The organism is Seleniivibrio woodruffii (assembly GCF_029267515.1).
Classification (GTDB): Bacteria; Chrysiogenota; Deferribacteres; order Deferribacterales; family Geovibrionaceae; genus Seleniivibrio; species Seleniivibrio woodruffii_A.
On sequence record NZ_JAJUIS010000005.1, the window covers coordinates 197096 to 210543 of the forward strand.

Here is a 13448-nt window from a genome sequence, read left to right on the forward strand (position 1 = left end):
AATGCCTTTAATATGAACCTGTTTATACCGCCTGTGGTGGTGATAATCCTTATTCTGGTTGCTTCTGTCTGGACTGCCCGCTCACTGCTGAAACCGCTTTATAAACTGTCTGAAGCCGCAGAAACTCTTGGCAGGGAACGCACTTTGACTCCGATACCAGAAATGGTTATTCCGGAATATAAAAAAATAGCGGACGCTTTCGGCAAAATGCAGATACAACTGAGCCGCTTCGTTGACGAACGCACAAATATGCTCGCGGCAATCTCACACGACCTGCGCACACTGCTGACCAGAACACGCCTGCTCACTGAAAATATAAAAGAAGAACAGAATAAAAAACAAATACTCGCAAGCCTTTCCGATATGGAAACAATGATAAGGGAATATCTTCTCTTCGCCAGAGAGGACGCATCGCAGGAAGCATATGTGACACTTATCAGGATGCCGGAAATGATGTCGAATATTCCGGCGCGGAACACGCACAGCTTGTCTGTCAGCCGATGGCAATGAAAAGAGCGCTGACAAACGTCATCGAAAACGGATGCAGATACGGCGAAAGCGTGCGGGTACATCTTAGCGACAACGGCGATTTTATATCTGTTCTGGTGAAAGACAACGGGCTTGGTATCCCCCCCCCATCTGACAGAACAGGCGTTTCTCCCTTTCAGGCGCCTTGATACCTCCAGAAACAGAGATATCGGCGGGACAGGACTTGGGCTTGAGATAACCAAAGATATCATTCACGCCCACGGAGGCGAGATAAAACTGGAAAATGCTCCGGAAGGCGGACTTGAAGTAAAAATCACACTGCCCAAATCAAATTTGAAATAACGGATATACACTTTCTACCATCTCTCTATATTGCAGTTTATCCAGAGGTTTACCAGATTAACGGCACCGCGGAAACCCATGAACGGCGGTTCGAAAGGGTGCAGATGCCACGATCTGTCGGGATACGATATCTGCATGGAAAGGCTTCTTCCCGCCCATTCCAGTATCTCACCGCTGGACATGAAAAGCCCGTCCTTCAAACCTTCGACAGCAGGTATCCACTTCTCTTCAGAATAATAAGGCAGCTCATCTGTTCCCATATCGGGGCTGTCGCACCAGCATACGCCCTTATTAAATCCCATCTCACGGCATCCGAAAGACAGTATCCCCTCCACGATGTCCGCGTGTGCGCCGAGATGAAGGGTAACCTCTTCCATATGCGACCGCGACATATGTCTGAAGCGGGGCATAACCGGTTCCAGCATTGAGCGGGCAATTCCCCTTTCCTTTTCTACAAACGCCCTGTCGAAAGCGCTGCCAAGCACCCTTTCTATCTCCTCAAGCCATTCCGCAGTTCCGTCGATACCGTAAGGACGGTGCAGGATATACGGCGTACCGTACTTTCTCTGAAGGTATTTCGCCGCCGCCTCACCCTCCCGTCTGATAACAAGATTTACATGCGCCCCGCCCATCCGTTCTATATCCTCAATACAGGTGCCGGATGTCAGCACACACAGCGGCTTAATCCCGAAAGCGCCTTCAACTGCGCGTATGGTCTCCGCCGCGTCCGCCTGAAAACGGAACAGGTCTGCGCATGAACCTATTATGTTAAATGTCGGTTCCGGAGTTTTTCCAACTTCCGCCGGAATATTTTTCACCAGAGTCAGCAGGGCATTTTTAACCCCGTCGTGCTGATTGACATTAAATCCTCCGTGTCCGAAAGGTATCATCATGACTTCTGGGTGTTCCTGCTGAAGCTCGTCACAAAGGGCGCGCAGGTCGGTTCCTATGACCTCCGGCACTGCGGACGGCAGAAAAAATATCACTTTGGGACTGTCATTCTTTATGATGTTTGCTACGGTATGTTCAAGCCGTTCCGTACCTCCGAGTGCTATATCGGTTTCGTCTATATGGGTGGAATAAAGCCTGCAAAGGTCGTTTACGCCTCCGTGTTTCAGCGTCACGCCGCTGTAAAGCATATGCCCCATACAGCCGAACTCCACAAGGGCGGCATTTTTTATGGTTGAGAGTGTCCACAGAGTTCCCATTCTGCCGGACGGTATCGGTTTAAACCTGAGAAGACCCATCTTATTCCCCCGTAACTTCAAGTATTCTTTTAAGAATATTTACGGTGCGCCCGTATCCAGTCTGACCGTAAAAATCATACATATCCGGAACGTATTTCATATCTGTTTTAAGAAAATATCCCATGCAGATGTCAGGATTAAGTTCTTTAATGAGCTTTTCATCCTCTGCGATATTCGTTATCCGGCAGACGGGCGGATCGTATCCGGCATCTTTTATCTTACGGGTATGTGCGCTGTCGGCGGAGTAATACTCTTCAATGTGCAGAAGAAGCGGCACCATGCCGATTTCTGTCAGATAAGCCGCCAGAGGCACGGGCATGTCTATCCTCTGTGAAAATACGAAGCTCATGCCTTTAAGTCTTTCCTCCGCTTTCGCCTGAATATTTTCCGCCTGCCGTTTCTCTTCATCAAACCTGCCGTCTGGCTCATATCCTGCCGCGCGTGCAATATCGCCATACGCCCTGTCTATATCCGAAGGGGCATATTTATCGTGCAGAGCTATGAATGGAACGCCGAACTCCCTCTCCATACGCACCGCCAGAGGCTGAGCAAACGGTGACAAAACAACGTTAAGCGCAGCGTCGGGAGCCTGACGGAAATCGTCCAGCGACGCGCCGGGTGCAAGATATCTCAGTTTCAGTTCTTTTGATTCAAGGTATCCGGTAACGGCGGGTTCGGGTATATGCTCCTCAAAGGGGGATCTGCCGAGGACATTTATCCTCCTGCTGTCCGTTTCACACCTGTCCATAAGCGAAGCCATAGCCTCCATGGTTTTCCACGAACCGGGGGGATAGCTTACGTTCTTGAACTGACCGAGCATCACAAAAGTAACCTGCGCTTTCAGTTCAGGCTGTATCTCATGTATCAGTCCTTCCATATCCTCGCCGATAAGCTCCGGTATGCAGGTTCCGATTATCAGTATAGCTTCCGCTCCGGCTCTGTCCATTTTCCGCAGGGCATCCGCCACTCCTTCGCGGCATCCGAACACAACCTCATTGGAATCTATCACATAAAGCCAGTGCAGTTCCCCGTTTCTGCCTTCCGGCAGAGGGCTGAAAAGTCTGGAATGTGTGGCGCACTCAGGGGTTCCCACCAGGAGGGACGAAAGCCCCCGGATGTCCTCAACTATCACCGACGCTATCCTCATGGGGCAGTGGTTGCCCGGAAATACCGCAGGTGAAAGAAATTTTATACCGCTGCCGGATTTGACGGCTGAAAGCCTCTTCAAATGATCAAACATCGCCGCCGCCCTCCAGCAGAAGTTTTGCAAGCGTTCTGTAATGCTGTGCCATTTCAGAATCGGGGAAAGCCTCCACAACGGTCTTTCCGTCCGCCTCCGCCTGCTGGACAAGCTGATTTCTCGGCATACGGTAAAGCACGGGCGTGTCTATCTCCGCCGCCGCCCTGTCAACAAGTTCCTGTTCCCCTTCAAAATTCTTGGCGTTCAGAATCAGCCCGCGAAGGGAAGCGTAGCCCCGTTTCCCGAAGCTGCGCACGGCATGGGATATATTCGCGGCGGCGTAAAGAGACATCATCTCTCCTGACGTAACGATACATACGTCTTCCGCATAGCCGCCTCTGATGGGCATTGCGAAGCCTCCGCAGACCACGTCCCCAAGAACGTCATACATCACCACGTCCGGCTTATAAACGCCGAAAGCGTCCAATTCCTCCAGCTTTTCAAATGCGGTGATTATACCCCTTCCGGCACAGCCGACACCGGGTATGGGACCGCCAGATTCGACACAGAGAACCCCCGTAGTGCTCTTTACAACAAGGTCTTCAAGTTCAGGGTCGCCCTTTTTTCTGAGCACCTCAAGAACAGTGGGAATGTTCTGTCCTCCGGTCAGATTTCTTGAAGAATCCGCTTTGGGGTCACAGCCTACCTGAAGCACAGTCAGCCCCATGGACGCCATAGCCGCCGATATATTTGATACGGTGGTGGATTTTCCTATCCCCCCTTTGCCGTATACAGCTATCTTTTTCATGAATTATCTCCTTCGTCCCTTATCAGGTCATATGAAATGCAAGCCGGACGACCAGAACGCGGATCGGTAACTATCTCCGCATGAACGCGGAATGTCTTTCTCAGTACGTCCGCGGTCATAACCTCTTCCGGTGTGCCGTATCTGACTATATTTCCGCCGCGTATGGCTATCATGTGATCTGAAAAGCGCGCAGCAAGGTTCAGGTCATGCAGCACCATCGCAATGGTGCAGTTCTGTTCGCGGTTCAGCCTGTAAAGAAGTTCAAGCACCTCGAGCTGATATGACATATCAAGATAGGTGGTGGGTTCGTCCAGCAGGATAAGGTCGGTCTGCTGGGCAAGCGCCATCGCAATCCACACCCTCTGCCTCTGTCCGCCGGACATATTATCAACCGCCGTGGTCTCAAGGTCGCTGAGTTTCGTTACCTCAAGCGCCCATTCCACAATCTTTCTGTCCTCCGGTTTCATCGTGCCGAACCCCCGCTGGTGGGGATATCTGCCGTATGAAACCAGATCGCCCACCGTCAGCCCTGACGGAGCCTGCGGCGACTGGGGCAGTATAGCCATCCTAATGGCTATCTCTTTCGCAGACAGCCTGCTTATATCCTTTCCGTTCAGATACACCATGCCGTTTCTGGGCTTCATAATGCGTCCCAAGGTCTTGAGAACTGTGGATTTGCCGCAGCCGTTGGGACCTATAATGGAGGTGATCATCCCTTTGGGTATGTTCAGGTCAAGCCCGTCAACAACCAGCTTATCCTCATATGCGGCACTCAGATTTTCAGCAGTGATGCTGTTCATAAACAAAACTCCTTACTTTCTTGTCAGCAGCCATATGAAATACGGCGCACCTAAAACTGCGGTCACGATTCCGGTGGGTATCTCCGAAGGCTGAACGATAACCCTTGCAAAGGTATCCGCAGCCGAAACTGTCACCGCCCCCGTGAGAGCGCAGACAGGCAGAAGCACCGAGTGTTTGGGACCCACGAGTCTCCTTGCCATATGAGGCGCTATCAGCCCGGCAAAACTTATATTCCCGCTCACAGCGACGCATGATGCGGCAAGGGCAACCGCACAGAAAAGCAGTATCCGCTGCTCTTTTTCAACATCCACACCAAGACCGCAGGCAGCACAACTGTCCAGACTCAGTACGTCCAGCACCCTCGACCTGTAAACGACGAATGGAATAAGAACCATCTGCCACGGCAGAAGAGCCAGAACATATTTCCAGCCGGAACCCCATATGCTCCCCGCCTGCCACATAGCTACAAAGTCGAAACGGGTTTCATCAAGATTTATAACCAGAACAGTGGTAAGGGCGAATATACCTGCCTGAACGGCAATGCCCGTCAGTATAAGCCGGATCGGGGACGTCCCCTCGCCCTTTTTAAAAGCGAGCAGATATATCAGCACAGAAGTCATTCCCGCACCCGCAAGCGCGAGAACAGGAAGTGTGAATACAGCAAGAAACGTTGCCGTGCCGAAAAAAAGAACGTAAAGCAGAACGGCAAGCCCCGCGCCCGCGTTTATACCCAGAAGTCCGGGGTCTGCCAGCGGATTCTTGGTTACGTCCTGAATTATACAGCCCGAAAGTGCCAGCCCTGCGCCAGCCATTGCCGCCAGAATCACCCGCGGCAGCCGGAACTGATACAGTATGAGATTCTCCGCGTCCGTGCCTCCGCCGAAAAGTATCCTGAAGGTATCGGAAGGAATCAGCTTCGTATATCCTGTGTTCATGCTGACAACAAGAGCCGCAAGCAGCAGCAGGATACCCGCCGCCGCAACCAGAGTATTGCGCATGAATATCTTTCTTTTGTATATCTGATAAGCAGTCTGCATCAGGTCGCCCTCTTCTGTCTGCGCGACAGATACAGGAAAAAAGGAACGCCTATCAGTGCCGCAAAAGCACCGACAGGTGTTTCCGCGGGCGGATTAAGAGTTCTCGACGCAAAATCGGCAAGCACCATCATAACCGCTCCGAGAATTGCGGAGACAGGAATGATACGGCGGTAATCCGCACCCGTGATGAATTTTGCCAGATGAGGAAAAATCAGTCCCACAAATCCCACAGCGCCCACCACAGCAACGGATGCACCGGCAAGAACCGTTACGCAGACGAAAGACACCAGCCGGACGAATGAAACGTTCAGACCAAGCCCCTTCGCAACTTCCTCACCGAAGCTGAGAACTGTTATGGAACGTGAAAAAAGCATGGACGTTAAAAGCGCGGCAAGTATGCAGGGCGCAAGTACGGCGACCTGTCTCCAGCCTACGCCCGCCACGCCGCCCACCGTCCAGAACATTATGTCCTGCGCAACGTTGAAATACAGAGCGATGCCCTGACTGAGAGCTGCCAGAAGAGCTGTCACCGCCGCTCCTGCCAGCACAATCCTCATGTGTGTTGCTCCGCCTCTGCGCATGGAGGCAACGAAATTAACCAGAAACGCTCCGGCTGCTGCTCCCGCAAAGGATGCAAAGACTATATAAACGTATCCGGCAGCGGGGAAAAAAGCAAAACAGAGCGCAACGGCAAATCCGGCTCCTGCGTTAAGTCCAAGCAGTCCCGAATCGGCAAGGGGATTGCCTGTGGTTCCCTGCATTACGGCTCCGGCAACTGACAACGCCGCCCCCACAAGAGCGCTTGCCACAACCCGCGGCAGCCGCAGGTCTGCAACCACAAGGTGCCGCATATCCGTCGGGTCGAAATGTAAAAGTGCCGACCTGACCACGGAAAAAGGGATATCAGAACTTCCGCCGGAAACCGACAGAAACATCAGCGAAACGAGAACCGCTATCCCTGCCGAAAATATAAAAAACGATATAAAGAATTGCTTCAACGGGAATATACCTTCAGAATATTTTCCGCTGTGAGGCGCAGTGCCAGCGGTCCGAACGAATTGAGTGAGTCGTCGAAATAGAAGACTTTGCCGTTCTTGACGGCATTAAGTGAACGCCAGACGGACTGACCTTTCAGAAATTCCGCATACGCACCCGCCCGTGCCTCACTGTCCTGAAAAGCTATATAATCTGGATTCATCTGTGCGAGAGATTCAAGGGACACAGGTGTGTAATCGTCGGGATAGCCTTTTGGCTTCGATATGCCGAAAAGCTCGTAATATTCTTTATTTGCTCTGGAGACAAGGGTTTTGCCGTCGGTGCGGAACAGTGCAAAGGTTTTGTCCCTGTGGGCGGAAAGTCTCTCTCCGGCAGCTTTTATGATACTCTCAGTCTCAGCTATAAAACGTTCCGCAAATTCCTCTCTGCCAGCGACCTGTGCACACAGCCTTGTCTGGTGCTGCCACGGCGCGTAGAAATCTATCTGAACCACTGGCGCAATCTGCACCAGTCTGTCGTATACCCTGTCCGCATGTCCTTTGAACGTGACGATAACGTCGGGGTTCGCCGCAAGCACCGCCTCGGCATTTATCTCACGCGCGCTGCCGAGGTCCGTTATCTCGGCGGTGCCTCTGTAAGGCTTTAATGTCTCCGCCGTATTTATAACGTCCATCGCGTTGCCCGCAGACGCGCCCGTTGACGCAACGGGGGGCTTGCCAAGAGCGAAGAAATACTCAAGATACATGGCGTGAAGGATTACTATTCTCTTCGTGTCCGCTTTTAAAACTATGGACTTTCCCGTATCATCCACAACGGTTCTGGTCTGAACCTTCTCTTCCTTTTCAGCCTGATTCTTAGTACATCCCGCAAGCAGTATGACAAGCGGCAGAACCGCCCCAATAATAAATTTTTTCATCGTAACTCCGCAGTCATGATATCAGAGAGCACTTTTCATGGGAATTGACCCATCCTGAAACGCACATGGATTATTCCTGAACAGTTCACGCAATCCGCTGGGAGAAACGCCCGTGCGCTTTCTGAAAATCCTGCTGAAATAAAGCTGATCGGGATAGCCGACACTTTTTGCGACACCGCCTATGGCGCCGTCGGTGGTTATCAGAAGCTCTTTCGCCCTGTTCAGGCGGTATTCGGTGATATAATCAGCGGGTCCCATGCCGGAAAATTTGGTAAAAACGTAAAAGAGTCTGTTCTCGTTCACATCGTTCAGTTCCGCCAGCTTCCGCACGCTGAGAACGTCCATATAATGTTCGTGGATATAGGATGAAACACACTCGAAAAGCCCCAGAGAACCGTCGCTCTGGCGGTTGTTTGCACAGACGAAAACCTCTTCAAGCACACAGCGGAAAAGCATTTCCGTGCGGAATACCGAAATAGCTCCCGGCTGGTTATAGGTACGCCATAAACGCCAGAGAAGGTCTGTCAGCCGCGGGCTCTGACCTGTCACCAGTTCAAAATCCCTATTCGAAGGCGCGGGTTCCTTATGTTTTTTCCCTTCGGTTTCATAGAAAACGGAGATATACTCCCACTTTTCATTGCCGAGCACTCTCTTTTCAAGATACATATCCGGTCCGCCGTGTATGACGTTCCCCTGACGCACAATGTAGGGTGTGCCGTTGAATCTGAACTGAGCCTTTCCAGACAAGGGGAACAGAAATCCAGGTACGGGAGCGGTCATCTGACTATGCACCGTGTTCGGCTTTATAGTGTAATGGTGCACGCCCACGACCTTAAAAGACAACCCAGCGTAATATCTTATCAGTGAATTAAGCTCTATCTCCATTTTACCGTCCGCGGCATCCTCGTTATAAAAAAAGTCCCGGCGTCCCGACGCAGCGGACAAACCGCCGCGCCCGAGGACGCCAAACTTACCTACAGGGGATACCTTTTATTTTCAGCCTCTTACGGCTGTATTTTCTTTTATCAGAATCTGACGGTCATATCCGCCGCAACCCTGAGCCCCTCATCCACCATCCAGTTGCCGTCCAGACCTCCCGTACGGGTGCGGTTGTCGATGGCTACCTTTTTGTCGGTGATGTTCAGTACGGACATTTTAAATGTCACATATTTATTAAGGTCATAAGCGCCGCCTATGTCATATGTGGCTGTTCCGGGGCGTGTCCTGCTGCTCATCGCATAGTTTCTGAACCCAGACCAGTATTGCTTGCTGACGACGTTTGCACGGGCAAACAGGCTGAGAGGCTTAACTGGCTGCCAGTCCAGTTTTGCGTTGAACATGTGTTCCGGAGTCTTGTCCAGAGGCTTGCCGTCAAGAGAACTGCCGTCGAATGCGGGTTCACCGCCTTTGCGCTCGGAATCCGTATATGTGTAGTTTGAGGTCAGTTTGAGTTTCTTTGTGAGAGGTGCCGCGAAAGAAACCTCCGCACCTCTGATGGTCACCTCGTCAATGTTGTCGTATTCGTAGATATAGTTGTTGTATTGGTCTTTTTCACCTGTGGCATAGCTGGATACCTTGTCTTTGATGTCGTTGTTGAAAACTGTGAAGCCGAAACTTATCCCGCCCGATTTGTCGTATCTTATGCCTATCTCTTCCGTAAGGCTTGTTTCAGGATCCAGATCGGAACTGCCGCAAAGCACTCCGGGAGACAACGCTGTGCCGTTGCCTGTGGTCATGCAATAGCCGTCGGTTGTCTGGCGGAGGGTAGGCGCTTTGAATCCGGCAGCAACGCCGCCTCTGAGCGTCCAGTCTTTCGCCATTTTATAAACTGCGTAAAGTCTAGGCGTAAAATGGTCGCCGTATCTCTCGTCGTCGTCCATACGCAGACCCGCTGTCAGCGACAGGTTATCCGTTATAAAATACTCGTCCTCAAGGTACAGGGCATATGCGTCGTTATCCGCTTTGTCAGTGTTTACAGGATAGTTGGCAAGCGCCGCCTCTTCGCTGATACCTGTGAGTTCTGATTTTATGACCTGCCCGCCGAGGCGCAACGTATTGTTCGCAAAGTTGTACGCCATTCCGGCATCCAGTACGGTGTTTGTAAGCTCCTGTTTCGATGTGCTCTCAACTCCGCCTGTCCACTTTCTCTGCTCGGCAATCTCCTGGCTGAGGGCAAGGTTTGTAGTCGCTTTGCCGTATCTGCCGTCGTGTGTAACAGACCAGTGATCACGCGTATGCCTCGTTTCGAGGTCGGCGGCGTTATCGGCAAGGGTTTTGCCGGAGTTCTGTGTGTACGTCAGCTTTTCGTTGCCTGCCTCAATATTTATATCGTTGCTGCTGTTTGGGGTGATGGATATTTTTCCGGTTAGGTTCTGCTCCTCTTTCCCGTAGCTTCCGCTTGCATAGGAGTTGGCGTAATATATGTCGTCCTCCATTCTGCTAGCGAGATCGCCGTAGAGCTGTAACCCGACCTTATTTTTAACGACGGGACCGCCTACCCAGAACTGCCTGCTGACAGTCTGTCCGTATTCCCCGTCCTTATGCTGAATAGTTCCTAAGGTAAAAGAGCCGTGCCATTCGTCAGGCACTTTCTTTGTGATGATGTTGATAACGCCGCCCATAGCGTCCGAACCGTAGACAGAGGACATGGGACCTCTGACTATCTCTATCCTCTCAATGGCGTCAAGGGGCGGTATCATGTTCGCCTGAACACCCGATGTACCTCTGTTCATGGTTTCTCTGCTATTCTGACGTTTCCCGTCAACCATGATAAGGGTGTATTCGCCCGGCATCCCGCGCAGAACTATGTCCGTTTCGCTCGCCATCCATCCTGTGATGCTCACGCCTTCCACGGTTTTCAGCAGATCTGTGATGGTCGCCGCGGGCATTTTGGCTATCTCTTCCTTGGTTATGATACTGATACTTGCGGGTGCATCCGCAATGTACTGTTCAAAACCGGTCGCCGTAACAACAACAGGTTTTATCTCCTGTGCCTCTTCCTCCGCTTTAGCCGTAAGCGGAGAAAGAATCATTGAAACCGCAAGCACGAATCCTCCGGTTTTAAATAAACGCCTCTGCTTCATCTTTCCTCCAGTTTTTTCACCATTGCGCCGCATGTCGCATATCACGACCCGTTGCATGGTATTGAAAATCATTATCAACGTCGCAGAGTATACCAAAACGCTGCACAGATTGGAATAGCCCCATCCTGAATGAAATATAGACAGTTCCTGAATTATATTTTGCCTGCGATTTTTGAACGGATACCGGACATAAAAGATATTGAGTATTAATATCATTATGCTGCTATGGATTTGTTATCAACGAAATCAGCCGTTGTCAACTGTTTTCAGAAATTCAGAAGACGAGCATAAAAGAAAACAGCGCACCGGACTGACCGTTGCCCGATGCGCCGTACATAAACCAAAAGGAGGCTGGTTTATGGGTATAAGACAAAGCTCCGCCAAAATAATTCATGAAGTTCCTATGGAAATTAAACACAATAATTGTGATAAGTTTCAAATAGTTGCTGATTCTGAAAAATCCGGTTCTCCCTCCGGAATATCAGCTTTGGGTACGCGTCTGAAAAGATCTCAGCAGGATCTGCGCATTAAGCAGAAAGGCAGAAAAACACTCAGCTTATCAATTTTTATCAATACAGCCAGCTCAGTTTCAGAAATAGTATTTAATTTTTATCTCCGCTCTTTTATCCATGGGTTTTTCCCCGAATTCCGTGTTGTTTCCTCCCGAAAGCACATAAGCCTTCAGCTTCAGCTCCAGGTTTGTAAATCCTGTATATACCGCTTCAGGAGAAAATGAAAAACTGCCGTCGTCAAGATTCGCAGTCAGCACCACAGCCGGTGTGAAATACAGCACGTCAAAAGGTTCCCTGACAGAAGTTTTCAGATACAGGTAGTTCGTCATCGGGTTATTGCCGGCATAAGGGGACTTTGCCAGAGAAGATGGATTGGTACTGTTTTCCGCAGCTTCGTAAAAGATATCCATCTCATCTTCCGTATATCCGGTCGATTTATGGAAATACTCCAGAATATATGTGGCATCGTTCTCTGTGAGATACCTCAGCCCCAAAAGCCAGTTATCCATACAGACAGTCTCATTTCCTCCAAGAGTCATCCTCCTGATATTTTCAGTTCTGCCATATTCTCCGTGAATTTCCAGATTGGTTCGTATGTTCCTCGAAAAATCCACTCCGTATCTGCCGTCGGCTGACTCACCGCCAGTAAACATAAGGTCTATGTCGGTATCAAACAGCAGCATATAAAACTTTCCGGCATAATTCGCCCCGTCTTTCCTGCCAAGAGACCGGTTCATATCATCATTTACGTAATAGAGTGCCTGTATGTAAGAAATATTTTTCAACGCACCGGAATAACTTCGGGTAAATTCCGCAGAGGCAATCTGATAGCCCTCCTGCGCATCCTCAGGAGAATCTATATTTTTCGGTCTGTCAAGAAAACCGGCAGGATTATAAGCATAGCCCTTGCCCCATTTCATTGTCATTTTTCCGAGGCTGAACCTGAAATCATCCCCAAAATAGCCGATATACTGCTCCATAAATAAAAAGTCGGTCTCAGTCTCTTCGTCAGGAGACCGCAGATAAACAGTTGATGTTTTCACCGTGTATTTAAGACTTCCGGTTTCATAACCTCCGTTCAGCCTGAAATCTGTTTTATAATCATAACTTTCCGGTTTTTCCTGATATTTCAGATTATACATGGCAGAATCTTTGTCAAAGCTGTAGATGTTTGAAGAAAACTCAACACTTCCGTCGAAAGAATACGGTTTTTTCTCTATCTCACTTATATCAAAATCATATTCCCCACCGAAAAGAGCAGGTGCGAAGAAAAGGCAGAGCAGAAACACCCCGCCTTTCAGATATTTTTTCATTTATCTAAGCTCAGACATATTTGACATATACCCCATGGTAAAAACCTCATCCTTAAAATCGCGCTTTTTGATTTTAGCAAAAATCATCACAGACTTATAACCTTTGTAAAGCGGGGAATCGGTTTCTATGACCGACGGGCGGACTATGCCTCCGCCGAAATCTTTTATCTCTTTGAAATAGAGTGTCTTAATAAGCATTCCGCCCTGAGTCATACACTCTATTTTTTCCGGAAGTTTTTTCGCCTTATCCGCTGTGATTACGAGGCGATCATAAGCGACTGTTCCGGTTTTTGCTTTCAGTTTAAGGATATACTCATTCGCTGTCACCTCTGTTCCGGTCACATAATATTCCGCGGCATAATCAAGCTGTAGGATATCCGAGTTGTTAAAAACTCCGCCGACAACTGACTGAAGGCTGGTTATGCGTATTGGCTTGCCCACATTCGGAATATACAGCCACATATTTTCACCGAGTCTCAGGGTACTTCTCCCGTTTTCACTTGCCGGGGCAAGAAACAGCGAGGCAACCTTGTCCAGACCCTTTTTAACCGTGAACATTGTAAATTCTTTTTTTGCTCCGGAAGGCTCGATATTAATGAGCTTCCGGTAGGACTCATAGCTTTCCGGGCTGAGGTTTCTGTCTATCTCTTTAAGGAGAGCCGTTCCGTCCGCAGCGAAAACAGCAGCCGGGAGAAAAAGCAAAATAGCTATAAATCTGAACATA

14 protein-coding genes are annotated in these 13448 nt (G+C 49.9%); 3 read left to right on the forward strand and 11 right to left on the reverse strand.

The features are described from left to right. The first annotated feature begins 12 nt into the window (after positions 1–12). The 3 genes from Q7P67_RS07365 to Q7P67_RS13440 are packed head-to-tail and all read left to right on the forward strand — an operon-like array spanning position 13 to position 831. A complete protein-coding gene (locus Q7P67_RS07365) occupies positions 13–510 on the forward strand; it encodes a histidine kinase dimerization/phospho-acceptor domain-containing protein (protein ID WP_303851316.1) in 498 nt (165 codons plus the stop codon). After that, positions 501–677 (forward strand): ATP-binding protein, encoded by a 177-nt coding sequence (locus tag Q7P67_RS07370; RefSeq protein ID WP_303851317.1) that lies wholly within the window; start codon positions 501–503, stop codon positions 675–677. Before Q7P67_RS07365 ends, Q7P67_RS07370 begins: the two co-directional genes overlap by 10 nt. Further along, positions 622–831 carry an ATP-binding protein gene (locus Q7P67_RS13440; protein ID WP_369696009.1) on the forward strand — a complete coding sequence of 70 codons (210 nt, stop codon included), beginning with the start codon at positions 622–624 and terminating at the stop codon, positions 829–831. The genes Q7P67_RS07370 and Q7P67_RS13440 overlap by 56 nt, the downstream gene beginning before the upstream one ends. Before the next feature lie 14 nt (positions 832–845). On the opposite strand, the gene Q7P67_RS07380 is transcribed toward Q7P67_RS13440, so the two are convergent. The 11 genes from Q7P67_RS07380 to Q7P67_RS07430 all read right to left on the reverse strand — a co-directional run bounded on the left by Q7P67_RS07380 (position 846) and on the right by Q7P67_RS07430 (position 13447). Beyond that, positions 846–2078, reverse strand: a complete 1233-nt coding sequence (locus Q7P67_RS07380; protein ID WP_303851318.1) for a nitrogenase component 1 — start codon at positions 2076–2078, stop codon at positions 846–848. Between the two features lies 1 nt (position 2079). Further along, entirely contained in the window at positions 2080–3318 is a 1239-nt protein-coding gene (locus Q7P67_RS07385; protein ID WP_303851319.1) for a nitrogenase component 1, read from the reverse strand. Continuing rightward, on the reverse strand, positions 3311–4066 hold the full coding sequence (locus Q7P67_RS07390; RefSeq protein WP_303851320.1) for a nitrogenase iron protein NifH: 756 nt from the start codon (positions 4064–4066) through the stop codon (positions 3311–3313). Before Q7P67_RS07390 ends, Q7P67_RS07385 begins: the two co-directional genes overlap by 8 nt. Next, positions 4063–4866 carry an ABC transporter ATP-binding protein gene (locus Q7P67_RS07395; RefSeq protein WP_303851321.1) on the reverse strand — a complete coding sequence of 268 codons (804 nt, stop codon included), beginning with the start codon at positions 4864–4866 and terminating at the stop codon, positions 4063–4065. The genes Q7P67_RS07390 and Q7P67_RS07395 overlap by 4 nt, the downstream gene beginning before the upstream one ends. A 12-nt stretch (positions 4867–4878) precedes the next feature. Beyond that, positions 4879–5904 (reverse strand): iron ABC transporter permease, encoded by a 1026-nt coding sequence (locus Q7P67_RS07400; protein WP_303851322.1) that lies wholly within the window; start codon positions 5902–5904, stop codon positions 4879–4881. Beyond that, a complete protein-coding gene (locus Q7P67_RS07405; protein WP_303851323.1) occupies positions 5904–6902 on the reverse strand; it encodes an iron ABC transporter permease in 999 nt (332 codons plus the stop codon). Before Q7P67_RS07405 ends, Q7P67_RS07400 begins: the two co-directional genes overlap by 1 nt. Continuing rightward, positions 6899–7816, reverse strand: a complete 918-nt coding sequence (locus Q7P67_RS07410; RefSeq protein WP_303851324.1) for an ABC transporter substrate-binding protein — start codon at positions 7814–7816, stop codon at positions 6899–6901. The genes Q7P67_RS07405 and Q7P67_RS07410 overlap by 4 nt, the downstream gene beginning before the upstream one ends. Before the next feature lie 21 nt (positions 7817–7837). After that, positions 7838–8701: a helix-turn-helix domain-containing protein gene (locus Q7P67_RS07415; RefSeq protein ID WP_369696012.1), complete on the reverse strand. Its 864-nt coding sequence runs from the start codon at positions 8699–8701 to the stop codon at positions 7838–7840. A 140-nt stretch (positions 8702–8841) separates the two neighbouring features. Further along, the gene (locus Q7P67_RS07420) at positions 8842–10899 is read right to left on the reverse strand and encodes a TonB-dependent receptor domain-containing protein (protein WP_303851326.1); all 2058 of its coding nucleotides are present in this window, start codon (positions 10897–10899) and stop codon (positions 8842–8844) included. 589 nt (positions 10900–11488) lie between these two features. After that, on the reverse strand, positions 11489–12724 hold the full coding sequence (locus Q7P67_RS07425) for a hypothetical protein (RefSeq protein WP_303851327.1): 1236 nt from the start codon (positions 12722–12724) through the stop codon (positions 11489–11491). Then, positions 12725–13447 (reverse strand): outer membrane lipoprotein-sorting protein, encoded by a 723-nt coding sequence (locus tag Q7P67_RS07430; protein ID WP_303851328.1) that lies wholly within the window; start codon positions 13445–13447, stop codon positions 12725–12727. Between the last annotated feature and the right edge of the window lies 1 nt (position 13448).